General features: G+C 73.1%; 22 protein-coding genes and 1 pseudogene. 10 read left to right on the forward strand and 13 right to left on the reverse strand.

What is annotated here, in order from left to right; all coding sequences use genetic code 11:
• Positions 1-14: 14 nt before the first annotated feature.
• Both ACXR2U_RS09545 and ACXR2U_RS09550 read right to left on the reverse strand, forming a co-directional pair.
• Positions 15-212, reverse strand: a complete 198-nt coding sequence (locus ACXR2U_RS09545) for a hypothetical protein (RefSeq protein WP_458824745.1) — start codon at positions 210-212, stop codon at positions 15-17.
• A 68-nt stretch (positions 213-280) separates the two neighbouring features.
• Positions 281-1294: a glycoside hydrolase family 6 protein gene (locus tag ACXR2U_RS09550; protein WP_458824746.1), complete on the reverse strand. Its 1014-nt coding sequence runs from the start codon at positions 1292-1294 to the stop codon at positions 281-283.
• 90 nt (positions 1295-1384) lie between these two features.
• Here ACXR2U_RS09550 and ACXR2U_RS09555 point away from each other — a divergent pair, with 90 nt between their 5' ends.
• Positions 1385-2500, forward strand: a complete 1116-nt coding sequence (locus ACXR2U_RS09555) for a glycosyltransferase family 4 protein (protein WP_458824747.1) — start codon at positions 1385-1387, stop codon at positions 2498-2500.
• Here ACXR2U_RS09555 and ACXR2U_RS09560 read toward each other — a convergent pair.
• From ACXR2U_RS09560 to ACXR2U_RS09570, 3 genes are read right to left on the reverse strand one after another with little or no spacing between them, the layout of a single operon-like run.
• Entirely contained in the window at positions 2481-3500 is a 1020-nt protein-coding gene (locus ACXR2U_RS09560; RefSeq protein ID WP_458824798.1) for a glycosyltransferase, read from the reverse strand. The two genes, ACXR2U_RS09555 and ACXR2U_RS09560, sit on opposite strands and share 20 nt — an antisense overlap.
• A 2-nt stretch (positions 3501-3502) precedes the next feature.
• Entirely contained in the window at positions 3503-5365 is a 1863-nt protein-coding gene (locus tag ACXR2U_RS09565) for a glycosyltransferase (protein WP_458824748.1), read from the reverse strand.
• Positions 5362-6810 carry an oligosaccharide flippase family protein gene (locus ACXR2U_RS09570; RefSeq protein WP_458824749.1) on the reverse strand — a complete coding sequence of 483 codons (1449 nt, stop codon included), beginning with the start codon at positions 6808-6810 and terminating at the stop codon, positions 5362-5364. Before ACXR2U_RS09570 ends, ACXR2U_RS09565 begins: the two co-directional genes overlap by 4 nt.
• A gap of 53 nt (positions 6811-6863) precedes the next feature.
• Between ACXR2U_RS09570 and ACXR2U_RS09575 the strand changes: the two genes are divergently transcribed.
• The 3 genes from ACXR2U_RS09575 to ACXR2U_RS09585 all read left to right on the forward strand — a co-directional run bounded on the left by ACXR2U_RS09575 (position 6864) and on the right by ACXR2U_RS09585 (position 10044).
• Positions 6864-7964 (forward strand): glycosyltransferase, encoded by a 1101-nt coding sequence (locus tag ACXR2U_RS09575; protein ID WP_458824750.1) that lies wholly within the window; start codon positions 6864-6866, stop codon positions 7962-7964.
• Positions 7961-8674, forward strand: coding sequence for a hypothetical protein (locus ACXR2U_RS09580; RefSeq protein ID WP_458824751.1), 714 nt, complete (start codon positions 7961-7963; stop codon positions 8672-8674). Before ACXR2U_RS09575 ends, ACXR2U_RS09580 begins: the two co-directional genes overlap by 4 nt.
• 77 nt (positions 8675-8751) lie before the next feature.
• Positions 8752-10044 (forward strand): O-antigen ligase family protein, encoded by a 1293-nt coding sequence (locus ACXR2U_RS09585; protein WP_458824752.1) that lies wholly within the window; start codon positions 8752-8754, stop codon positions 10042-10044.
• Here ACXR2U_RS09585 and ACXR2U_RS09590 read toward each other — a convergent pair.
• A complete protein-coding gene (locus ACXR2U_RS09590) occupies positions 9982-11064 on the reverse strand; it encodes a class I SAM-dependent methyltransferase (RefSeq protein ID WP_458824753.1) in 1083 nt (360 codons plus the stop codon). The two genes, ACXR2U_RS09585 and ACXR2U_RS09590, sit on opposite strands and share 63 nt — an antisense overlap.
• Positions 11065-11090: 26 nt before the next feature.
• On the opposite strand from ACXR2U_RS09590, the gene ACXR2U_RS09595 reads away from it, so the two are divergent.
• From ACXR2U_RS09595 to ACXR2U_RS09605, 3 genes are read left to right on the forward strand one after another with little or no spacing between them, the layout of a single operon-like run.
• Positions 11091-12416 carry a glutamate-1-semialdehyde 2,1-aminomutase gene (locus ACXR2U_RS09595; RefSeq protein WP_458824754.1) on the forward strand — a complete coding sequence of 442 codons (1326 nt, stop codon included), beginning with the start codon at positions 11091-11093 and terminating at the stop codon, positions 12414-12416.
• Positions 12416-12970, forward strand: coding sequence for a dTDP-4-dehydrorhamnose 3,5-epimerase family protein (locus ACXR2U_RS09600; protein ID WP_458824755.1), 555 nt, complete (start codon positions 12416-12418; stop codon positions 12968-12970). The genes ACXR2U_RS09595 and ACXR2U_RS09600 overlap by 1 nt, the downstream gene beginning before the upstream one ends.
• Complete coding sequence (locus tag ACXR2U_RS09605) at positions 12967-14148, forward strand: GNAT family N-acetyltransferase (protein WP_458824756.1); 1182 nt, start codon at positions 12967-12969, stop codon at positions 14146-14148. The genes ACXR2U_RS09600 and ACXR2U_RS09605 overlap by 4 nt, the downstream gene beginning before the upstream one ends.
• Positions 14149-14152: 4 nt before the next feature.
• Here the strand turns inward: ACXR2U_RS09605 and ACXR2U_RS09610 are convergent, their stop codons facing one another.
• A complete protein-coding gene (locus ACXR2U_RS09610; protein ID WP_458824757.1) occupies positions 14153-15100 on the reverse strand; it encodes an RNA polymerase subunit sigma-70 in 948 nt (315 codons plus the stop codon).
• A gap of 67 nt (positions 15101-15167) precedes the next feature.
• On the opposite strand from ACXR2U_RS09610, the gene ACXR2U_RS09615 reads away from it, so the two are divergent.
• Both ACXR2U_RS09615 and ACXR2U_RS09620 read left to right on the forward strand, forming a co-directional pair.
• Entirely contained in the window at positions 15168-15641 is a 474-nt protein-coding gene (locus ACXR2U_RS09615) for a mycothiol transferase (protein ID WP_458824758.1), read from the forward strand.
• Between the two features lie 56 nt (positions 15642-15697).
• Positions 15698-16134 (forward strand): annotated as a pseudogene (locus ACXR2U_RS09620) (mycothiol transferase).
• 9 nt (positions 16135-16143) lie between these two features.
• Here ACXR2U_RS09620 and ACXR2U_RS09625 read toward each other — a convergent pair.
• Together ACXR2U_RS09625 and ACXR2U_RS09630 are read right to left on the reverse strand one after the other, a co-directional pair.
• Entirely contained in the window at positions 16144-17421 is a 1278-nt protein-coding gene (locus ACXR2U_RS09625; RefSeq protein ID WP_458824759.1) for an HNH endonuclease, read from the reverse strand.
• A gap of 153 nt (positions 17422-17574) precedes the next feature.
• Positions 17575-18423 (reverse strand): helix-turn-helix transcriptional regulator, encoded by an 849-nt coding sequence (locus ACXR2U_RS09630; RefSeq protein WP_458824760.1) that lies wholly within the window; start codon positions 18421-18423, stop codon positions 17575-17577.
• Positions 18424-18588: 165 nt separating this feature from the next.
• Between ACXR2U_RS09630 and ACXR2U_RS09635 the strand changes: the two genes are divergently transcribed.
• Complete coding sequence (locus ACXR2U_RS09635) at positions 18589-19437, forward strand: SDR family NAD(P)-dependent oxidoreductase (protein ID WP_458824761.1); 849 nt, start codon at positions 18589-18591, stop codon at positions 19435-19437.
• A gap of 53 nt (positions 19438-19490) precedes the next feature.
• Here the strand turns inward: ACXR2U_RS09635 and ACXR2U_RS09640 are convergent, their stop codons facing one another.
• From ACXR2U_RS09640 to ACXR2U_RS09655, 4 genes are read right to left on the reverse strand one after another with little or no spacing between them, the layout of a single operon-like run.
• On the reverse strand, positions 19491-20528 hold the full coding sequence (locus ACXR2U_RS09640; RefSeq protein ID WP_458824762.1) for an NAD-dependent epimerase/dehydratase family protein: 1038 nt from the start codon (positions 20526-20528) through the stop codon (positions 19491-19493).
• Entirely contained in the window at positions 20528-21163 is a 636-nt protein-coding gene (locus ACXR2U_RS09645; RefSeq protein ID WP_458824799.1) for a PIG-L deacetylase family protein, read from the reverse strand. The genes ACXR2U_RS09640 and ACXR2U_RS09645 overlap by 1 nt, the downstream gene beginning before the upstream one ends.
• Before the next feature lie 5 nt (positions 21164-21168).
• A complete protein-coding gene (locus tag ACXR2U_RS09650) occupies positions 21169-21993 on the reverse strand; it encodes a sugar phosphate nucleotidyltransferase (RefSeq protein WP_458824763.1) in 825 nt (274 codons plus the stop codon).
• A complete protein-coding gene (locus ACXR2U_RS09655; RefSeq protein WP_458824764.1) occupies positions 21990-23237 on the reverse strand; it encodes a methyltransferase domain-containing protein in 1248 nt (415 codons plus the stop codon). The genes ACXR2U_RS09650 and ACXR2U_RS09655 overlap by 4 nt, the downstream gene beginning before the upstream one ends.
• Positions 23238-23240: the final 3 nt, after the last annotated feature.

A 23240-nucleotide genomic window follows, 5' to 3' on the forward strand; every position in this document is an offset into this window, starting at 1 on the left:
GAGGACGACCGACCTCAGGCGGGTTCGGTCTCGCCGAGTCCGAGCAGGTCGACCAGCATGGCCTCGTCGACGGCGTCCACCGCGTACCGGTGGACCGTCACCCGGGCGCGGGCGATGGGGTCGGCTGCGGCGGCCGCAGCGGTGGGCAGGGACGCGGTGGCGTCGGGGCTGACGTCGAGCCCCTCGTAGGGGTTGTGACCCAGGAATGGCACGCAGCCCATGATGCCTGACGTTTGAACAGGTTCAAAACACCGGGGTGTGGGACGGGGGTGGCGCCCGTTCAGCGGGCCTGCTGGTAGGCCACGGCCGGCAGGAACTGGCCGCCGTAGCTGCCCGGACCGTTGCCGCAGTCGCCGTCGGACGTCCCCGGCTGCTTCACCCACAGCGTGGCGTCGAGCCCGGTCGCGTCGACGTAGAGCGCCGGCGGCACGCCCAGACGTCGACCGGCGGGGTTGCACCACGTGCCGTCCCACGTCGCGTTGCCGTTGCGGCTGGTGTCGACGACGAAACGCGGGTCGGTCAGTCCGAACCGCGTGCGCAGGGCCGAGCGGACCGCCGCGGCGTACGGCTCGATCTCGCCGTTGGGGGCGAACGAACTGACGTTGACCGCGAAGCCGCCGACCTTCGCCACCCCCGCGGCGTCGAGCAGCGCGGCCATGCGGGCCGGCGTCACCGAGCCCGACGAGGTGCCGGCGTCGAGGTAGAGCCGACTGCCGGGCGCCCGGGCGGTGAACGTGTCGACGACGTAGCGCAGCGAGGCCATCCGCTGCGTGTAGGCCTTGGTCCCCGGCGGGGTCTGGCGGTCGACGAACCACAGCGCGTCGGGCTCGACCACGACGGCCGCGCGGGTGGTGCCGAGGATCGCGACGACCCGGTCGACGAACGTCCGGTACTGCGCCGGGGTCACCGTCGAGGGTGGCGCGATGCCGTCGTTGCGGCCGGGGATGTCGTAGAGGGTCAGCACGAGCGTGCCGTCCGCGGCGCGAGCGCGGCGCACGGCGTCGGTGAGGTTGGGGTAGCTCTCCGGGCCGGTCAGCCACAGCGCGGCCGGTCGGCTGGTGATCCGGGACCGGATCCGCGGCGTGCGGCTGTCGTCCGGGTGGGCGGCGACCCACCGGGTGGCCTCGCTGGGCAGGGTGACGAAGCCGCTGCCGAGGTCGATCGCGGGCGCTGTGGCGGCGGGCGTCGCCCCCGCCGGGCTCGGCGCGGAGACCTGGAGCGAGACGAGCAGGGAACCCGCGACCAACGCGGCCACGGCCCACGCGGGGATCCGGCGGCGGACAGCAGGGCTCACGCGGCACTCCCGGAGCAGAACGGACGTCGGGTCACGGCATCGGACCCGGGAACGTGACTGTAACGACCGTGGGCCTAGTTTGGTGCCATCGTGAACGCGTGCACCCCGGACCGGCCACTCCGCGTGGTGGTCGTGGGCAACGCCCCGGCCGGCCCCGACAGCCGCGGGGGGATGGCGAGCGTCGTCCGGCTGATGGCGCTGGAGGCCGCAGCCGACCCGTCCGTCGCGCTCACCGTCGTGCCGACCTACCGCGACGTCGGCGCGCTCGGGCGGCTGGTCACCTGGGTGACCGGGGTGGCCCGCGTGGGCCTGCTGCTGCGCCGCCGCGAGGTCGACGTGCTGCACGTGCACCTCTCGCACGGCGGCAGCGTGGCCCGCAAGGCGATCCCGATGGCGCTCGCCCGCCGCCGCGGCGTGCCGGTCGTGCTGCACGCGCACAGCTTCAACTTCGCCACCTGGTACGACGGCCTGTCGGCGACGGCCCGGCGGCTCACCCGTCGCACGTTGCAGGCCGACGCCGTCGTGGTGCTGAGCCCGTCGCAGCGCGAGGTGTACCGCCACCGCCTCGACGTCGCCCCCGAGCACGTCGAGGAGGTCGCGAACCCGGCCAGCCTGCCCGACGACACCCGCGCCTGGCCCGACTCCGACGCCGACGCCCCGATGGGCGTGGTGTTCCTGGGGCGCTACGGCGAACGCAAGGGCGTCGGCGACCTGGTCGCGGCGGTGGCCCGGTTGACGCCGGACGAGCGGGCGCGCCTGCACGTGGTCACCGCGGGCGACGGCGAGATCGAGCAGGTCCGCGCCGACGTCGAGGCGCTCGGGCTCACCGGGACCGTCGAGGTGCACGGTTGGTTGGAGCCCGCGGCGCGCGACGACCTGCTGGCCCGGTCGCAGGTGTTCGTCCTGCCGAGCTACGACGAAGCGCTGCCCATGGCCCTGATCGAGGCCATGGCGTTCGGACTCGTCCCGATCGTCACGCCGGTCGGCGGCCTGCCGGACCTGGTCCACGACGGCGACAACGGTGTCCTCGTCGACGTCGGTGACCCCGAGGCGATCGCCCGGGCGCTGCGGGCGATGCTCGACGACCCGGAACGCCGGCGGGCGATCGCCGATCGCGCCCGGGCGAGTGTCGAGACGCTCGACGCCGCCGGGTGGTGGGAGCGGCTCACCGGGATCTGGGCGGGGCTCACCCCGCCGCGCGGCTGAGGACCTCGAGCCAGGCGGCCGCGGCGTGGTCGACCGCGTGGTGGTCGCGGTAGTGGCGACGGGCGGCGGTGCCCACCTCGGCGGCGACGAGCGGGTCGGCCAACCGGTCGAGGGCCGCCACGAGACCGTCCACGTCGTCGACGTCGACCACCGGCGCGTCCGGCGGCTGGGTCGTGAACAACGCCCCGCGCGGTGAGGCGATCGGTGCGACCCCGAGCTGCATGGCGAGCAGCTGGGTCCCGCTCTGCGACGCGTGCCGGTAGTGGACCAGGGACGCCTTGGCCGCGGCGAGGGTCGGGACGACGTCGTCGTACCGGTACGTCCCCTCGCGGTGGACGACCCCTGCGGGCAGCGGGCCGGGGTCACCTCCGCCGACGAGCACCAGCCGGTCGCCGCGGAACGCCGGGCCGGTCCGGTGACGCTCCCAGGCGGCGAAGGCGACCGGCGCGTTCTTGTACGGCAGCAACCGCCCGACCAGGACGACGTCGCGGCGTCGATCGGCCGGCACCAGCTCCGGGACGGCGGTGTCGGGCAGGTCCGAGGTGAGGGGCACGACCGTCGCCTCGACCCCGCGCACGGCCATGACGTCGGCGACGTACTCGCTGAACACGACGGTCTGGGCGGCGCTGCGTTGCCACGTGCCCTCGACAGCGCGTGTCCAGGGCGGCGGGCGCTCGGAGACGTCGTGCGGCTCGTCGTCGTGGACGGCGTGGACGACGGGTGCGAGCCGCGCGAAGACACTCCAGCGCGGGTCGCGCACGAGCTCGGCCACGACGACGTCCGGGGCGAACTGCCGGGCCTGTTGCCAGGCCTGGCGGAACTCCGGCCACGACGCGGGTCGCTTGGGTGAGGGTCGGACGACGATCTCGTCCGGCCGCGCGGCCCCACGGGTCTCGGGGTGCTGGTCCGAGGTGATCAGCAGCGTCTCTACCCCGCGCGCCGCCAACGCGTCGACCTGCACGCGGGCCAGACCGCGCAACCACGGCGACAACCACAGCACCTTCACCCGAACGCCTCCCGGACCAGCGTCTCGTACCGGTCGACGGTCGCCTCGAGGGTGTAGCTCGCGAGCATCCGTTCCCGCCCGGCGGCGCCGAGGGCGCGCAGCCGCGCGCGGTCGGGGAGCAGGTCGCCGAGCGCGGCGGCCCACGCCTCGACGGTCACGGGTTCGACGACGAGGCCTGCCCGGCCCCGATCGAGGATCTCGGGGACGGACGCGACGCCGGACGCGATCACCGGCACGCCGCGGGCCATGGCCTCGAGCACCGTCAGCGGGAACACCTCCGCCCGGCTGGGCAGGCACAGCAGGTCGGCCGCGGCGATCGCCGCCCCCGGGTCGGCGGCCCACCCACGCCACCGGACCCGCTCGCGTAGGTGCGACGGGGTGAGCGCCTCCAACCGGGCGCGGTCCGGGCCGTCACCCCAGAGGTCGAGCGTCCAGGGCAGGGACGGCGGCAACCGGTCCAACGCCGCGACGAGCAGGTGCGGGTTCTTGAGCTCGACCATCCGGCCGACGAAGACCAGTCGCACCGGCCCGTCGTCGGCGACCGGAGCGGTGGGTTCCGCGGTCGTCACACCGTTGCCGATGACGACGAAACGGTCGCCGAGGTGGTGGTGGCGGCGCAGGTCGGTCGCGTGCGACGACGACAGCGCGACGATGCCGTCGGCGCGCCGCATCGCCGCGACCAGGTGCCCTGAGTACGTCGGGCCGTCGGGCGCGACGGGTGTGTGGGCCGCGACGAACCAGCGGCGGTCACGGCGACCGGTGCGCCAGCCGAGGGCGAGACCGGCCTCGGTGTGGGTCTCGTTGGTCAACAGCACGGCGCGGCCGGGGCGGGACGGCAGCGAGCCGGCCGCCCACCACGGGCGGCGCACGAGCCGCACCGCGGGCGAGACCGACGGCGTGAGGGCGCCGAACCGTTGGACGCACACCATGGTGACGTCGAGCCCGCGTTCGGCCAGGGCGTTGGCGAGGTGGACCTGCAGGCGCTCGGCACCGCCGACGTCGAGGGTGTTGGTGGAGAACACCACGGCCGGCGAACCGGTGCGTGGTGCAACGGTGCGTTTGGATCGTTGCACCCGTTCCAGGACGCCCACCCCGGCCGCGTAGGCGTCGGCGCGGTGGACGCCCGCCGTCGTCTGCAGCCGGTGGGCCTGGGCCTCGTGCAACAGGTCGCGGCTGCGCCGGGCGAGCAGCGGGTCGTCGGCGACCGTCCCGGCCGTGGTGTGGGTGTGACCGGTCTCGGGCGCGAGGAGCAGCCGCCAGCCGGCCTCCCGTGCCCGGCGCTGCAGGTCCGCTTCCTCGCCGTAGAGCGCGAACGAGTCGTCGAACCCGCCGAGCTCGTCCCACGCCGCCCGGGCGATCAACAAGCAGGCGCCGGTGAGGTATCCCTCGACCTCGTCAGGTGTTCCGGCGTACAGATCGGACCACCGGCGTCCGCGGAACCGGTCGGCGTGGCCGGCCTCCGACACCAGCGCCCGGACCAGGGTGAGCGGCCGGTGGGCGGTGTCGGTGCCGTCGCCGCGTGGGGCGACGGCTGCCACCCGGGGCATCTCGAGCAGCGCGCGGCTCCGACCGAGGTCCCCGGTGAGGACGGCGTCGGGGTTGAGCAGCAGCAGGTCGTGGTCCGGCGCGAGCTCCGCCGCCAACCCGTTCACCGCGGCCGCGAACCCGACGTTGGTGGGGGAGAACACCCAGTGCACGTGGGGGTTCCGGCCCGCGACCTCGCGCACGGCCGGCGTGCCGTCCGACGCGTTGTCCCACACGGCCACCGGTGAGTCCGGCAGGTGCTCCGCGACCGAGCGCAGGCAGGCCTCCAGCAGCTCGGCCCGGCGGTAGGAGACCACGAGCACGGCGAGGGTCACGGGCTCACCGCCTCGACGTCCCCGCGCGCGAACAACCCGCGAAGGACCCGCGGTGTGACCGGGCCGATCGCGAGGTTGACCCCCAGGTAGGCCACGAGCGCCGCGGCGAGGGGCACGACCACCGGCAGGTGACGCAGCGGCACGAGCACCGCGACGCCGACCGCGACCGGCAGCAGCAGGCGGACCGGCCCCGCGACCGGCAGGCGCAACCCGCACACCCGTCGGAGTTTCCAGAGGCACACCACCAGACCCGACACCTCGCTGGCGATGAGTGCAGCACCGACGCCGACCGCGCCGAAGGCCGGCGCGAGCGCCAGGTTCAGGCCGATGTTGACGACCAGGTTCACGATGTTGAGCCCCAGCAGGAACTTCTGCTCGTGGGCGGCGAACAACGCCTGCCCGACCAGCCCGGTCCCGAACGTCAGCACGACCGCGACGAGCAGCAGCATCAGCGGCACGCGGGTGACGTCGACGAACTCGCGTGACCCGATGAGTTCGACGACCGGACCCGCGAGCGGCACGCCGAACGCGACGACCGGCGCCCCCATGAACAGCATGAGTTCGAGGCCGCGTCGGACGAGTCCTGCGAACTCGGCGCGGTCGCGGGGGAACGCCGTGGTCATCGTCGACAGCGAGGAGTTGAGGTAGAAGGTCGAGACCACCGCGAGGTTGAAGGCGATCGTGTAGCCCAGGCCGTACGCCGCGACCTCGGCGGCGTCGCCGACCAGGGTCAGGATCAGGCCGTCGGCGCGCCAGTAGAGGACCCCCACGATCCCCACCGCGGTGATCGGCAGGCTCTCGCGGACCAGTCGGCCGGCCGCGCGGACGTCGAACGACGGCCGCACCGGCCCGTGGGCGCGGGCCGCGAGGAACGACACGACGATGACGACGACGGGTGGCAGCAGTTGCACCGCGGCGATCCAGCGCAGCCCGCCGTCGGCCGTCACCACGAGCAAGGTCGCCGCGAGCGAGCCGATCCTCGAGAGTGCGTCGCCGAGCGCGACCGGTCCGAAGCGCACGGCGACGGCGAACACCGGGCCGAGGCAGGTCGACAGCGTCTGCAGCGCCAGGCCGAGCGAGACGATGACCAGCACCGGGGCGAGGTCGCTCTGGCCGCGGTGGACGAGCAGGACGCCGACCAGCGCACACACGGCCGTCAACGGGATGCCGTAGAGCAGCGAGAGACCGATGTTCACGCGGACCAACGTGTGCAGGTCGCCCGAACCGTCGCCGACCTTGCGCACGATGGTCGCGCCGACTCCGAGTTCGGTGAGGCTCGACCACAGGCTGACGAACACGATCGCCGCGGTGAGCACGCCGTACGCCTGGACCCCGAGGTAGCGGGTGGTGACCGCGACGGTGACCAGCGAGGCCAGGGTTCCCAGCGCGCGGCCCGCGAGCTGGACACCGACGGCGCGCGCGATGCTCGGGGCACGCGCGGGCATGCAGGTGAGACTACCGTGAGGTGAAACATCTTCCCACGCGATAGCGTGCTGGTGTGACGTCGGCGCGGGTCCGGGTGCGGGTGGAGTACGCCGCCCGGCTCGATCCGGCCGGGTGGGCCCGTCGCCACGCGGCCGAGGAGGTGCCCGACGCCCTGCCCTACGGCCTCGACCGGATGAGCGCCCACGGCCTGGAGGTCGATCCGCACACCGTGACCCTGCCCCGCGCCGCCGAGCGGGTCGCCCGCAGCGTGCGCCACCGCCTCGGCGGGCTCGAACTGGTCGAACTGGCCCGCACGTCGGGCCGCCGGGCCGACGTCGTGTTCGCCTACGACGAGCGCACCGGGGTGCCCGCGGCCCTGCGCCACCGCCGGACCCCGGTCGTCACCGGGATCGGCTGGCTCACCGACCCGGACGGCGTCCCGCCGCTGCAGGCGGCGCTCGTGCGCCGCGCGCTGGGCCGGGCCGAACGGGTGTTCACCCAGTGCCGACCGGTCCTGCCGCTGCTGGTCGACGGCTGGGGCGTGCCCGAGCACCGGGCGCGGTACGTCCCGGTCGGCATCGACACCGACTTCTACGCGCGTCAGCCGTGGCCCGAGCCCCTCGCCGCCACGGTGTTCACGGCGGGGGAGGACCGGTACCGCGACCACGACCTGCTCATCGGCGCCGTGCGGGACCTGCGGGGGCAACGGCCGTCGTTGCGCCTCGACCTCGCCACCGGACTCCCGACCTCGTTCACGTCCGACGTCGGGACGCTGCACACCGAACGCCTCGACGGCCGGATCCGCCCGCTGTACGCCGCGGCGGCCGTCGTCGCGGTCGCGTTGCACCCCACCGTGACCGGGTCGGGCCTCACCGTGGTGCTCGAGGCCATGGCGAGCGGACGGCCGGTCGTCGTTTCCGACAACCCGGGGATGTCCGACTACGTCGACGACGGCCGCACCGGTCTGCTCGTGCCGGCCGGCGACGCCCGGGCGCTCGCGTCCGCACTGGCGGCGTTGGTCGACGACCCGGCCCGGGCCCGCGCGATGGGCGAGGCCGCGGCCACGGAGGTCCGGCAGCGGTTCGGGACCGACGCCATGGCCGAGCGGCTCGCCGGACTCGTGGTGGAAGCAGCGGGCCGCCCCGAGCCGGGCCACCTAGGATCCCGACCGTGAACGTCGCCGACGTGGGTCGCGCCCTGCTGCGCCACCCCGTGTGGCTGGTGGTGGGCATCGTGCTCGCGGTCGTCGCGGGCGGCGCGACGTTCTCGAAGGTCGCGCCCGAGCAGCAGAGCACGGCCAGCCTGGTCATCCTCCCGCCGGCGTTCGGTGACCAGGTCACGAGCCAGAACCCCTACCTGAACCTCGACAACACCCTGGCCCAGCTCGCCACCATCGTCGGGTCCGCGCTGACGTCCGGCCGTGGTCAGCAGGCGCTGGCCGAGCAGGGCGCCACCGCGGCGTTCACCATCACCAACACCACCTCGGACAACCCGTCGTTCGCGCAGCTGTCTCCCGAGCTGGTCTTCACCGTGACCGACCCGGTCGCCCAGAAGGCCCGGTTCACGGCCGAGCGCCTCGTCGCGGAGGCGGCGATCCAGTTGGACGCGCTCCAGGACCGGGCCCAGGTGCCCGCGAAAGCCCGGGCCCGGGCGGTGACGGTGTCCGAACCGTCGCAGGCGACACTCGCGGGCGACGGCCAGATCCGCGCCGGCGGTGGGGTCGGGCTGATCGTGCTGGTCCTCGCCGCCGCGGCGATCGTGCTGCTCGACGCGGCCGTGTCGCGTCGTCGCCGCCGTCGGCAACTGGCCGCCGACGTCCGACGTCCCCGCATCGAACGTCCGACGGTGGCGAGCGACGCGGACCGCAGCCGGACCCGGTCCTGACCGCCGTCCGCGGCCCCGACCTCGACCGACGGCGGGTCCGCACCACGACCCGCGGGGTCACCCTCGGTGTCGGCGCCGTGGCCGTCACCGCGTTCCTCCTCGTCGCGACCCGGCAGAACTTCATCGTCCCGTTCACAGGGCTGGGTCAGGGCCCCGCGCAGTTGTTGGCGCTGGTCCTCACGGCGGCGTGGGGACTGACCCGGCTGCGCGGCGGGCGCGGGGTGCCGTACCTGCTGGCCTGGCGGATCGCGGTGGGCACGTACCTGCTGGCGGGCGTCGCGTCGTACGTGAACGGCATGGCCGACGGGTTGTCGTCGGAGGTCATCACGGCCTCGGACATCGGTCTGGTCACGCGGGTCGCGGTCACGGGCTTCGCCGTGCTCGTCGTCGAGGTGGTGCGCACCCGACGCCAGCTCGAGATCGTCGTCGGAGCGGTCGTCGTGGCCGGGGTGGTCTCGGCGCTCGCCGGTCTCGCCCAGTTCGTCACCGGGGTCGACGTCGGGAACCTCCTGAAGCTGCCGGGGTTGCAGGCGCTCGACACCGGCATCGGGGTGACCGCGTTGCGGGCCGGGTACGCCCGCGCGTCGGGGTCGGCGAGCGTGCCGCTGGAGTTCGGCGCGGTGATGACGGTGCTGGTGCCCCTGGCCGTCACGCTGTTCCTCGTCGCGCGGCGTCGGCGCGAGCGGGCCTGGCCGTGGGCGGTCGCGGCGCTGCTGCTCGTCGCGGCGGGTGGGGTGTCGTTGTCGCGCAGCGTCTTCGTCGGCATCGCGGTGGCGTTCGTCGTGCTGGCGGTGGGGTGGCCGGTGCGGCGGACCGGCGCGGTGCTGCTGGCCGCGGCGTGCGCCGCGGTGGTCGCCTGGCTCGCCGCGGGTGGGATCGTGTCCGATCTCGTGGGGCTCGTGACCCGGGGGTCCGGGGACTACTCGCTGCAGTCACGCACCGACGGCCGGTCCTACGTCCTGCAGCGGGTGCTCGAGCACACCTGGTTCGGTCAGGGCATCGGCACGTACCAGACGGGCGTGCAACCCGTGCTGGACAACCAGTACCTCTCGGAGCTCGTCGAGACCGGTCTGGTCGGAGTGGTCGCGTTCGTCCTGGTGTTCGTGGTGACGTTCGTGCTGGTGTCGTGGGCGCGCGCGGTCGACCCCGACCCGGACGGACGGGATCTCGCGGCGGGCCTCTCGGCCGCCCTCGCCGTCGTGGCGACGGTCAACCTGGTCATCGACACCGCCGGCTTCGCGCAGATCCTGTTGCTGGGGTGGCTCGTCGTCGGGTTGTGCGGTGCCGCGACGCACCTGTCGGTGGTCTCACACCGGCAGTTCGGGGACCAGTCGGACCGTCGGGTCGGCGACCGCCCAGCGACCACCTGAGCGTTCGACCTCGGGGTAGGCGCCCCGCACCTCGTCCAGCAGATCGGTGAGGAACAGCAGGACGATGTCGGGCGGGTCGTCCCGCAACGTCGCCGGGTCGCCGATCGGCACGTCCACACCGGGGATCACCCGGCCCTGCTTGCCCGTGGACGCGTCGACGACGAGCGGCAACAGGTCGGCCGTCACGTGCGCGCAGTTGAGCAGTGGCGTCGTGCGTGACGCGGCGCCGTAACCGATCACGCGCACACCGGCTGATCGTTGCAGTGTCAACCAGTCGTGCAGGTCGGCCGCCGACGCCGTCGCGATCGCCGCCAGTGGGCGGGCGTCGACGTCGGGCGGGATGGCCGCGAAGCTGTCACCTCCGGCGTGGGCGACGAGGAGGTCGGTACCGCCGTAGAGCGCGAACTCACGTGCCGCGAACGGCGGGGCGTGCAACGACCTCAGCATCAGGGTGATCGCGTTCCGGCTGTAGTACGCCATGTGTCCGTGGCGCAGGGCGTTCCACTGGCCGAGTTCGACGATGCGGTCGAGCGGTTGGAACTGCACCGCGATGACGCCACGGTCTCTCAGCAGCGCCGTCCGCCGTTCGAGCGCGGCGCGCTGGTCGGCGTCGTGCATCAGGCCGAAGACGTCGACCACGAGGTCCACTCCGGCGGCGTCCGGGTCGTCGGTGTGGTCCACCGCTCCGGCGGCGACGAGCAGCTCGCGCCAGCCGCCGCCGTGCGGACTGTCGAACTCCACGAAGGTGGTGCCGGGCCCGACCACCTGCCACTCGACGAGCGCGGCGACCGCGGCCTCGGCCTGCCGGGTGAGCGCCGCGGGCTCGACGCCGAGCGGTTCCTCGCGGACCCCCGGGTCCTCGAGCAGTTGGGCGAGGCCGCACGCGCGGCAGCGGCCCATGCGCAGCGGCGTCGTCTCGACCGGTTCGCCCGGCGCGGGGTAGGAGTCGGCGGCGGGTTGACGGCCGAGGTCGAGCACGGTGTCGAGCTCGTCACGACCACACCATCGACACCGCGTCACGGGCGTCAGTCTGACAAACTCCCGGTGTGGCCGAGGATCCGCACGCGCGTTCGCGGCAGTTGCGGGAACGGCTGCAGGCCGTCGTGCCCGGCGGTGCCCACACCTACGCGAAGGGCGACGACCAGTACCCCGATCACCTCGCACCGTTGCTGGTGAGGGGACTCGGTGCGCACGTCTGGGATGTCGACGGCCTCGAGTACGTCGAGTGGGGCAACGGGCTGCGGGCCGTGACCCTCGGCCACGCCGACCCGCGGGTGCTCGACGCCGTACGGGCGCAACTGCCGATGGGAGCGAACTTCGCGCGGCCCACCGAGCTCGAACTGGCGACCGCGGAGGACTTCCTCGCGATGCTCCCCGGTGCCGACATGGTGAAGTTCGCCAAGAACGGGTCGGACGCCACCACGGCCGCGGTCCGCCTCGCGCGCGCCGCGACCGGCCGCGACCTGGTGGCGGTCTGCGCCGACCAGCCGTTCTTCTCGACCGACGACTGGTTCATCGGCACCACGCCGATGAACGCGGGCATCCCGGCCGCGATCCGCGACCTGACCGTGCAGTTCCGCTACAACTCCCTGGACTCCGTACGCGAGCTGTTCGCCCTGTACCCGGGGCAGATCGCGTGCCTGGTGCTCGAGCCGTTGTCGGTGACGTGCGAACCCGAGCCCGGGTACCTGGAGGGTCTCCGGGCGCTGTGCGACGCCGAGCACACGCTGCTGGTCTTCGACGAGATGATCACCGGCTTCCGCTACCACGACGGTGGCGTCCAGACGCTGCTCGGAGTCCGCCCGGACCTGTCGACCTTCGGCAAGGCCCTCGGCAACGGGTTCGCGGTGTCGGCGCTGGCCGGGCGCCGGGAGCTCATGGAACTCGGAGGTTTCCCGCCGCCCGGTCGTCGCCGGGTGTTCCTGCTGTCGACCACGCACGGCGCCGAGGGGCACTCGCTGGCCGCGGCTCGGGCCGTGATGCGGGCCTACCGCGAGGACGACGTGGTGGCGACGATGTACCGGCAGGGTGAGCGACTCCGCGACGGTGTCCGCGCGGTCGTGGCCGCGCGCGGGTTGGCCGACCACGTCACGCTGAGCGGGCGTCCGTGCAACATGGTCTACGGGACCCGCGACGCCGCCGGTGTCCCGTCACAGGACTTCCGCACGCTGTTCCTGCAGGAGCTGCTGCGCGGCGGGGTGATCGCACCGTCGTTCGTGGTGAGCGCGGCCCACACCGACGCCGACGTCGACCGGACCGTCGAGGTCGTGGACGCCGCGCTCGCCGTCTACGCCGAGGCGGTCGACTCCGGCTCGGTCGACGGACTGTTGCACAGTCGTCCGGTCAAGCCGACGTTCCGGGAGTTCGCCTGATGCGCTGGGACCACGGCGCGATCGCCGGAGTCGTCGTCTTCACGCCGACGCCGCACCGCGACGACCGCGGGTTCTTCTCGCGGACGTTCGACGCCGCCGTGGCGCGCGAGGCCGGCATCGATCCCGACGCCTTCCTGCAGGACAGCCAGTCGCGATCCCACCGCGGGGTCGTCCGTGGGCTGCACCTGCGGCTCGGCGCGGGCGAAGCCAAGCTCGTGCGGTGCTCCTACGGTGCGGTCGTCGACGTCGTGGTGGACCTGCGGCCGTCCTCGCCGACCTTCCTCAGCGTCGAGACGTTCGAACTCGACGCCGAGTCGCACCGGTCGGTGTACCTCCCGGCCGGGTGCGGGCACGGCTGGCAGGCGCTCACCGAGCCCGCGGACGTGTGTTACCGCATCGACCGCCTGCACGACCCGGCCGAGGACCTCACCATCCGCTGGGACGATCCGACGCTGGGAGTGCCGTGGCCGTTGCCGGTGAGTGGGATGAGTGAGAAGGACCGACAGGCGCCGGGCCTCGACGAGGTCCGCGGTGCGCTGGGTTCCGCCTCGTGAAGGTGCCGTCGCGGCCCCCGCGCGAGGTGGTGCTGGGGCCGGTGCGACTCGACGAGGGCGTGCTGACCATGCGCACCCCGCGCCTGCGTGACGCCACGGCGTGGTCCGCGGCCCGCCTGGCGAACCGCCGGTGGCTGGAGCGGGCGTTCCCGGCCTGGGGTGACGACTGGGCCGTGGAGCAGAGCCCGGCGGCGTGGGTCGAGCGCTGGTGGCACCTGCAGGCGCTGCGTCGCACGGTCGGGGCGCGGCCGTTCGTGATCCTGCTCGACGGCCGGTTGATCGGGGAGCTCGGTGTCGACGCCGTGGACACCGACAGCGGCGGCGGGGAGGCATCGGTGTGGATGGTGCGCGACCACGGGTCGGCGGCCGTCATGAACGTCGCGTCGCTGCTGCTGATCGAGCACGTCTTCGGCGGCGACGCTCCGATGGACCGGTTGATCTCGCCGGTCGCGACGACCAGTCGGAAGGGACGCACGCCCGGGTTGACGGCGGTGGGGTTCGCGATCGAGGCGACGTTGCCGCGGCCGGTCGGTCGGGGCGAGGCTGTCGACCACGACATGTGGATCCTGCACAACACCCCGGCGATCCGTGGCCGGGCGGCCCGGACGCTCGCCGCCGTGGCGGGTACCGAGGTGGGCAACGGTGCGGTCACCGACGCGGCGCCAGCCGTCAACCGGTCCGCCGTACCGGACCTGCGGGCGGCCGTGCCACTCGCGCCGGCGGCGGCGCGGGCCGCGGTGCGGGGTGGCCGGGCGTTGGTGCACGGTGCAACGGAGCGGCGCAAGGCGCTGCCGGCTCCGGTCCGGCACACCGACGCCGACGGCGTGCGGGTGGCGGTCGACGGCGCCGGGATCGTCACCAGCAACGGCACCCCGGTCGGTCGGCTCGCGCTGGCGGCGGACGTCGGCACCTCGACCGCGACGCTCCTCCCACGGCTGGACGCCGTGGACGCCCCCGACGCCGCACGGGTCCTCGCCGCGGCGGCGTGCCTGCTGGCCGACGACGTCGCGACCTGGGCTCCGGGCGTGCGGTGGGTACACGTGCGGGTGCCGACGACGGCGGCGGGGGTGGCCGACCACCTGGCGCCGCACCGGTTCGCACACGCCGCGACGTTCCGCGGCAACCCCGAGGGCCCGCGGCGGTGGCCGGGCGAGCAGTTGTGGAGCCGCGAGGTCTGACCCGTCAGGCCGAGGTGAGCGGCAACCCGAAGCGGGGGAACAGAGTCGGGTCGAGGAACGACGTGACCGCTGCGACGCCGTCGTCGCGCACCTCGACGGCGTTGACGGACCAGGCCTCGAACGTGGTCCCGCCGGGCGGGCGCAGCCACAGCGCGAACCCCGGCGTCGCGTTGACGTCCACCGGTTCGGCCCGCCAGTCCCCGCAGCTGCCGAGGGGCACCAGCCGGGTGAAGGCGGCGACCGCGGTGCGGCCGTCGTACCAACCGGGCAGCGGTGGCATGGCCCAGGTGACGTCGTCGGTGAGCAGGTCGACGAGGGCGTCGGCGTCGCCGCGTTCCAGCGCAGCCGCGAAGGCCGTGGCGAGGTCCCGGGCGCCGCGGTCCGGGGTGACGTCGGCGCGGGCCGGGAGCCGGTCACCGATCGTCGCGCGGGCCCGCTGCAGCGCACTGTTCACCGACGCCGTCGAGGTCTGCATCATCGTGGCGATCTCGGCGACCGGGAACCCGAGGACCTCGAACAGCAGCAACGCGGCGCGTTGGTTGCCCGGCAGGCGTTGCAGCGCGGCGATGAACGCCAGCTGCACGGATTCCCCGCGTTCGTAGACCTCCTCGGGGTCGGTCGGGTAGGGCTCGAGCCAGGCCACGTCCGTCCGGGGCGTGTCGGCGAGCAGGGTCTCGGGCGCCGCGGGTCCGAGGTCGACCGGGAGCGCCCGCCGGCCCCGGGCCCGGGCGGCGTCGAGGCAGCAGCGGGTGGCGACGGTGTAGAGCCACGTCCGGACCGAGCTGCGTCCCTCGAACCGGCCGGACGCGCGCCAGGCCTTGACCAGTGTCTCCTGCACGGCGTCGTCGGCATCGTGGGCGGACCCCAACATGCGGTAGCAGTGGGCGTGCAGTTCCCGGCGCAGCGGGGCGACGGTGTCCTCGAAGGCCGTCTCGGAGAGCAGTTCCGTCACGACCGATGATTCTGCCCGGGCCGCGGCGTCTCACCCGTCGACAGCCACGCGACGACGAGGAGTGCCCATGTTCTCCAGCACGGCGACCACGATCACGGCCCAGCGGCGGGCGGTGGTCGAGATCGTGGAAGGGCTCACCGAGGAGCAACTGCGCACCCCGGTCGTGCCCTCGGGGTGGACGGTGCTCGGGATGGTCCAGCACCTCGCCGGCGCGTTCGCGGTGTGGGGTGACTGGGCGATCCGGGGCGAGCAACCGCAGATCCCGTGGCGGCCGACGCCCGAGGGGCCGTTCAGCAGCGACCACACGACCGCCGAGGTCCTCGGCTTCCTCGAGGCGGCGGGGGACCGGTGGGACCGGACGGTGAGCGAGGCCGACGCGGACGCACCGCCGCGTGGTGACATGGGACCGGAGCTCGCCCACCTGTCGACTGATGTGGAGACGATCGTGGCCCACCTGCTCGAGGAGGTCGCCCGCCACGCGGGCCACCTCGACATCGCCCGTGAGTTGCTCGACGGCCGTACCGGGCTCGGTCCCCGGTGACCGCCGCCCACGCCGGCGATCCGCTGCTCCGCGCGTTGCGCGTCCAGCGCGAGCACGTGGTCGGCGTCCTCGCCGGCCTGGCCGACGACGCGTGGCGCCGGCCCTGCCTGCCCTCGGGCTGGACGCCGATCGCCCTGGTCTCGCATCTCACCGACGACGTCGAACGTTCTGGTTCGAGGCCGTGGTCGCGGGGGACTCGGACACCGTCGCCGCCGTGGCGGCCGGTCTCGACGGCTGGGCGGTGGCGCCGGACGCGGTCCCCGCCGAGGTGGTCGCGGCCTACCTCGCCGCGGGTGAACGTGCGGACGCGATCGTCGCCGGCACACCGCTCGACACCCCGCCCCGTTGGTGGCCGCCGTTCTTCGCGGACTGGCGGATGGCCGATCTCCACGAGGTCCTCGTGCACGTCCTCACCGAGACCGCCTGCCACGCAGGTCATCTCGACGCCGCCCGCGAGCTCGTCGACGGACGGCAGTGGTTGGTGTTGGACTGACCTGTCCGGTCACGGTGTCGTGCCGTGCACCAGCCCGCCCGGTTCGAGGAAGAACTCGACGGTGGCGTGGGGTCGTCGCGCGGCGGCGATGCGGCGTTCCGCGAGGCGTTCGACGCGTGATCGGCGTTGCCGTCGGCGGGGTGGTCGGGTCGGGGCTTTCGGTGTTCGTTCGGCCGTGTCGGGGGCGCGGTCGGCTTTGGTCTCGTTGCACCAGACACACATGCCGCGGGCGTTGGTCAGGCTCGTTCGGCCGCCGTGGGTGTGGAGTTGATGGTGGTCGACATGCCGGATGGGGGCGTCGCAGTAGGCGGTGGTGCAGGTGCCTTCGTCGCGCAGGGCCACGAAGTCGGCCATGGCCTTGGTGAACTGACGTAAGGCGGTCTCGGCGGTGATGAGTCGGCCGGCGGGGTCGCAGAACAGGCGGCGGACCCGGTGCGCGGTCTCGGTGTCCAGGACCATCGCCCTAGCCAGGGGTGCGGGGAGCGGTGATCCGTCGGCCAAGCGGGCAGGTGCGTCGCTGACGCCGAGCAGGGTGCGGTCGGTGATGACCAGCTGCACTGCGAGCGGGACGGCGTTCGCGGTCGTCTGTCCGGTGATCCGTTCGACGACGGTGTCGGCCATGATCTGGTCGCGGGCACGTTGATCACCGGCGGCCCGGGCGTCTTTGACGGCCTGCTCGAGCGCGGCGCGGCAGGCGACGACCTGCACCATCGGGGCGAGCAGCGTCTGCCAGGCCATGGCGTCGGGTGCGGGGCGGGTGGTGACCCGCCGCTCACTGGCAGCTTTCGCGGCGCGGGCGCAGGCGCCGGCGGGATTGAGTTCCTGCACGGCGGCGCGGGTCCGGCGGGTCAGGGTCCGGTCGCCCCAGCCGTCGAGGTTCGCCGCGATACCGGCGTCGACGATCTGCCGGTCGACCTGCTCCAGGGGTGCGACCTGGTCGAACACGATCCGCGCCCGCCGTTCCGACACCTCCCCGCGCTCCAGCAGGGCGAACGTGCCCGGGGTGTCGGTGGGTGCTTCGACCGCCCACCGCAGGTACTGCCCGGCGTGCCACGGGCTCAGCTTCAGCGCCTGCCCGAGTTGGGCGATCAGTTGACGCCGGGCGTGCTCCCGCCGCCGCGCCCGACCCACACCGGGCTTCGGCACGGTCGCGATCTCCACCTCGATCGCGGCGCTGCGTTCGGACGCCAGGGTCGCGGTTTCGCGGGCGACCTCGGCGGCCAGTCGGCACCGTTGCGCGTCCAGCGCGGCGATCCGCGCCAGCCGGTCCGCAACCGTGTTCGACATGTGTTCGATTCTATCGGATCAGCGAGAGAAGTCAATGAAAGCCCGGGGATTCCTCCGCCACCGATCAGCAGCTGCCGGCACCGAGCAGCACCGCTGCCGGTACCCAGGACGCCGCCGCCGCGCTGCACGGTCGGTGCGCGGGAGGTGGTCACGTCAGGCGGGGCGAGGCGTGAGCGACCAGCTCGCGAGCAGGGCGAGCGCCTCACGGGAGGGTGAGCCCGGCGCGGTCGTGTACACGAACAGCGTCTGGTCGTCGTCGCCCGGGAGGGTGAGGGTCTCGTACTGCACGTCGAGCCGGCCGACCGTCGGGTGGTGGAGCCGCTTGGTGCCGTGGGTCCGCTGGTGCACACCATGGGCCTCCCACCAGCGGCCGAAGGTCTCGCTCCGCGCCGACAGGTCGGCGACGAGCGCCCGGGCGGCGGGATCGTCCGGGTGACGTCCGACGTCGAGGCGCAGGCTCTCGACCGCCGCACGAGCCTGTTCGTCCCAGTCGACGAACAGGCGGCTCGCCTCAGCCGACAGCAGCATCCAGCGCACGTAGTTGCGCTCACGGGCGGGCATGGCGTCGAAATCGGCGATGAGCGCGCGGGAACCGCGGTTCTGGGCTAGCACGTCGGTCCGACGGCCGAGCACCAGCGCCGGTGCGTCGAGGGCGTCGACGAACTGCGACAGCGTCGCGCGTGCTCGTTGGGCCGCCGGGCGCTGCGCGCCGGCGTGCCGGTTGTGGTCGAGCAACGACTGCAGGTGCGAACGACCGGCGGCGTCGAGCGCGAGGGCCCGTACGAGTGCGTCGACCACCGACGCTGACGGGACGATGGGCCGGCCCTGCTCGAGGCGCGCGTAGTAGTCACTGGAAACCCCGGCGAGGAAGGCGACCTCTTCACGGCGCAAGCCCGGCACACGGCGCACCCGGCCGTCGGCCGGTAGGGCGGTCGCGGTCGGATCGACCCGACCCCGTGCGCGTCGCAGGAAGTCCGCGAGTTCGCGGTTCGGCTCGGCCACGGACCGATCATCCCGCAAGGGGCGGTCCGTCGTCCCCGTCCACCTGGCCCTCCGCGTCCTAGGCAGAAGCGGGCCACGAGAGGCAGCTCCGGAGGGCCTCGTACGTCGAAGACTTCGACGTCGAGGGTGCCGAGGGGTTCGGCGCCACGACGGAGGAGTCCACCCATGTCCACTCAGCACCCCACCACCTGGTTCGTCACCGGCACCTCGCGCGGGCTCGGGCTCGAACTGGTCCGGCAGGTCCTCGATCGCGGTGACAACGTGGCCGCGACCACCCGCGACGTCGAGCGCCTGACCGCGGGCCTCGGCGAGGCCGACACCGCCCGGCTGTTGCCCCTCGCCGTCGACCTGGCCGATGAATCCGCGGTGACAGCAGCAGTGTCGACGACGCGGGACCGGTTCGGGCGTGTGGACGTCGTCGTCAACAACGCCGGTTACGGCTACCTCGGGGCCGTCGAGGAGGTGTCGGACGTCGACGCCCGCGCGATGTTCGACGTGCAGGTGTTCGGCGTCTGGAACGTGCTCCGCGCGGTGCTACCGGGCATGCGTGCGGAGGGGCGGGGGCACGTCGTCAACGTCTCGTCGATCCTCGGCCTCGTCACCTTCCCGGGCTGGGGGCTGTACTGCGCGGGCAAGTTCGCACTGGAGGGACTGACCGCCGCACTCGCCGGTGAGGTGGCCGACCACGGCATCGCGGTGAACCTCGTGGAGCCCGGGTACATCCGTACCGAGTTCCTGTCTGCGGAGTCGTTGGGAACGACCGCGACCGCGGGCGACGCTTACCCGGCCGTCCGCGAGATGACTGCCGCCCACCAGGCCATGGCCGGCACCCAGCTCGGCGATCCCGTCCGTGTCGCTGCGGCGATCATCGAGCTCGTGGCCCGTGGCGACGCCCCGCTCCACCAGCTGTTGGGCTCCGACGCGCTCCAGCTCGCCACCGCCGGAATCGAAACGATCACCGCGGACGTCGAAGCGTCCAGGCAGCTGGCCGTCACGACCGACTTGGTCGGCTGACACCGTTCGGACGCCGCGCCCGCGCGCCCGGACGCGGCGGGGGCCGGCTCACGTCAGCGGGGGTGGGGCTGGACCCAGCGCATCTGGTCGTCGAGTTCCCCGCTGCTCTGCAACGACTTCAACCACGGCAGCCGTTTGAACCGAGCGCGGTAGACGTCCTCGGTCAGGCCGAAGTCGCGGTAGGCGGTGGCGAGTTCCTCGGCGCCACGCTCGACCGACCAGGCGACCGAGAACTCCGGGAGCCGTTCACGCAGCAGGGAGAAGTCGACCCGGTACGACCGAGGGTCGCCGGCGGTCTCGCCGGTGATGTCGATGCTCGAGTCCGGCACGGCCGCGGCGGCCGCCTCGGCGATCTGGGCGACGGTGAGGTTGGCCGCCTCACTGCCGACGTTGAGGGCGGTGTCGAAGACGGCCTCACGGTCGGCGGTGAGCGACGCGAGGAACGCACCGGCGATGTCGCGGGCGTGCACGAGCGGGCGCCACGGCGTGCCGTCCGACAGGACCTTCACGACGCCGGTCAGGTGCGCGGTCGCGACCAGGTCGTTGAGCACGATGTCGCCACGCAACCGTGGTGAGAAGCCGAAGGCCGTGGCGTTGCGCAGGTAGACCGGTTCGAAGGTCTCGTCGGCGAGCGCCGACAGGTCGGCCTCGACCCGCACCTTGCTCTCGGCGTACGGCGTCACCGGGGCGAGGGGGGCGGTCTCGTCCACGAGCGCGTCGCCGCCGGCGGTGCCGTAGACGCTGCAGGTGGACGCGTAGAGGAACCGGCGCACGCCCGCCGAGCGCGCCGCCTCGCCGAGGCGGGTGCTGGCGAGGTGGTTGATGTCGTACGTGATCTGCGGTGCCAGGTCACCGAGCGGGTCGTTGCTCAGCGCTGCCAGGTGGACGACGGCGTCGAAGTCCGCGAGGTGGAAGGCCTCCACGTCGCGGAGGTCGACCCGCAGCGCCGGTGGTGCAGTGGGCAACGGTCCCAGCACGCAGGCGGCGAACAGTCCGGTGTCGAGCCCGACCACGTCGTGGCCGGCCGCGGAGAACACCTCGGCCATCACCGTGCCGAGGTAACCCTCGTGACCCGTGATCAGGACGCGCATCAGAGCGTCAACACCGCCTTCGTCGTGTGGAAAGCCTCGGCGTACCGGGCGTGACACTCCACGCCGCGCAGGCGGGCGAGGCCGAGGATCGCGTCCCGGTCGAACCAGTCCCGGGACCGCTGCGAGGCGAAGTGCTCGTGGAGCAGTTCCCACTTGCGCTCGGCGACGTCGTCGGCCAGCGGCAGGTACAGCGTGGGTGGGGTCAGGTCGGCGTCCCACTTGAGGATCTCGTAGTGCAGCACGAGGTGGTCGCGGAACGCGGTGGTGACCAGTGAGCCGACGAGCGCGTGGTCCTGGTGGGCGTCGTCGGCGCGCGGTGCCACGACGAGGTCGGGTGACACGTCCGAACGCAACGACTCGAGCGCGTCCTTGACCTCGTCCCAGACGCCGGGCAGGCGACCGTCGGGCAGGTCGAGGACGTCGAGCGTGACGTCGGCCCGGGGCAGGAACGCCGGGAGCGCCGCGCGCGTCTCGGCCTCCCGCTCGGGCGTGGAGGTCAGCACCAGAGCCCGGACCCGCACACTCGGATAGCGGTCGGAGAGGCGGAGCAGGAGACCGCCGGCGCCGATCTCGAGATCGTCGCAGTGTGCACCGATCAGTGTGATCTGCGGGCGGTCGGTGTCGAGGAGCCGCAGCGGGTTCACCGCGGGGCGGCGCGGTCGAACACGCCGGCCGCGAGGTCGGCACCGCGGTCGCCCCACACCACCCACGGCCGTCGTCCTGACGCCCACGCCTCCTCCAGGAGGGCGCGTTCCTTGACGGTGTCGGCCGGCTGCCAGAAACCCCGGTACGGGTAGGCGAGCAGTTGCCCCCGGGCGGCGAGGGTGCCGCAGCCGTCCTCGACCAGGTCGCCGTTCTCCGGGAGGACGTCGAAGATCTCCTGCCGCAGCACGAAGTACCCGCCGTTCTCCCACAACGGCAACGTGTTGACGGCGCGTACACCGGTGACCCGGCCGTCGTCCGCGAGCTCGAGGGTGTGGAAGGCCGACTGCGGTGGGACGGCGATCATGCTGGCGACCGCGTCGCTCCTGACCAGCCGGTCGATCATGTCCGGCAACGGGGCGTCGGTCAGGACGTCGGCGTAATTGGCCAGGAAGACCTCGTCCTCGCCGAGCAGGTGTCGCACCCGACGCAGGCGCTCACCGATGGGGGAGTTCAGGCCGGTGTCGACGAAGGTGATGCGCCAGTCGTCGAGGTCGGTCGACAGCAGCTCGACCTGCCGTCCGCCCGCGGACAGCACGAAGTCGTTGGAGCTGGTCTCGTCGTACTCGAGGAAGAACCGCTTGATGTGCTCGGCGCCGTACCCGAGGCAGAGGATGAAGTCCTTGTGCCCGAAGTGGGCGTAGTACTTCATGACGTGCCAGAGCAACGGTCGCTGCCCGATGCGGACCATCGGCTTGGGGGCGTCGGTGGTGCCGTCGCGCATCCGCATGCCGTACCCACCGCAGAACAGCACGACCTTCATGCCGCCACCACCTCGAGAGTCGGGATCGGGAACACCAGCCGGGCACCCCACTCCGCGGTGTGGGCGAGCTGCGCCGAGATCTCCTCGCGCAGGTTCCACGGCAGAACCAGGATGTAGTCGGGGCGGGCGGCGTCCAGGGCCTCGGGCGCCAGGACCGGGATGTGCGTGCCAGGGAGGAAACGACCGTGCTTGTAGGGGTTGCGGTCGACGGTGAAGCCCACCAGGTCGGTCCGGATCCCGCAGTGGTTGAGCAGGGTGTTTCCCTTGCCGGGCGCCCCGTAGCCCACGACGGTCGCGCCCTCGGCCCGGGCCCGCAGCAACAACGACAGCAGGTCGTGCCGCACCCGGTCGACGCGGTGGGCGAACCCCGCGTGCCCTTCGAGCGTGTGCAGACCGGCCGCGGCCTCCTCGGCGAGCACGGCGGTGACGCGCGGGCTCGGCGAACCGGCCGACACCGACGGACGCGCGGTGACCCGGACCGAGCCGCCGTGGGTGGACAGTTCCTCGACGTCCACCAGCACGAGGTCGCCCGACGCCAGGGCCCGTTGCAGGGTCAGCACCGTGTAGTACTGGAAGTGCTCGTGGTAGATCGTGTCGTACTGGTTGCGTTCGACCAGCCGCAGCAGGTGCTGGACCTCGATCGACACGGCGCCGTCGTCGCGCACCAGCGCCCGCAGTCCTCGCGTGAAGTCGACGAGGTCGGGCACGTGGGCGTACACGTTGTTGGCGACCACGAGGTCGGCCCGGCCGTGTGTGTCCGCGAGGTCCCGGGCCGAGGCCTCGCCGAGGAAGACCGACTCGGTGGGCACGCCCTTCTCGTTCGCGACGGCCGCGATGTTCTTGGCCGGTTCGACCCCGAGCGCTCGCATGCCCCGCGCGACGACGTGCTGCAGGAGGTAGCCGTCGTTGCTCGCGACCTCGACGACCAGACTGTCGGCCCCGAGGTCGAACCTCTCGACGGCGTCGTCGACGAACCGGCGCGCGTGCGCGACCCAGCTGTCGGAGAACGACGAGAAGTACGCGTACTCCTCGAAGATGTCGACCGAGTCGACCAGCGAGGGCAGCTGGACCAACAGGCAGTTCCCGCAGACGCGCGGGTGCAGCGGGTAGAAGGTCTCGGGCCGGTCGAGGCGGTCAGGGGTGAGGAAGTCCTCGCACGGCGGTGACATCCCGAGGTCGACGAACGACGTGTGCAACGGGGCGTCGCAGAGCCGGCAGCGGAGGGCGGGTTCGGGGGAGGCCACCGC

Source organism: Jatrophihabitans sp. YIM 134969 (genome assembly GCF_054456675.1).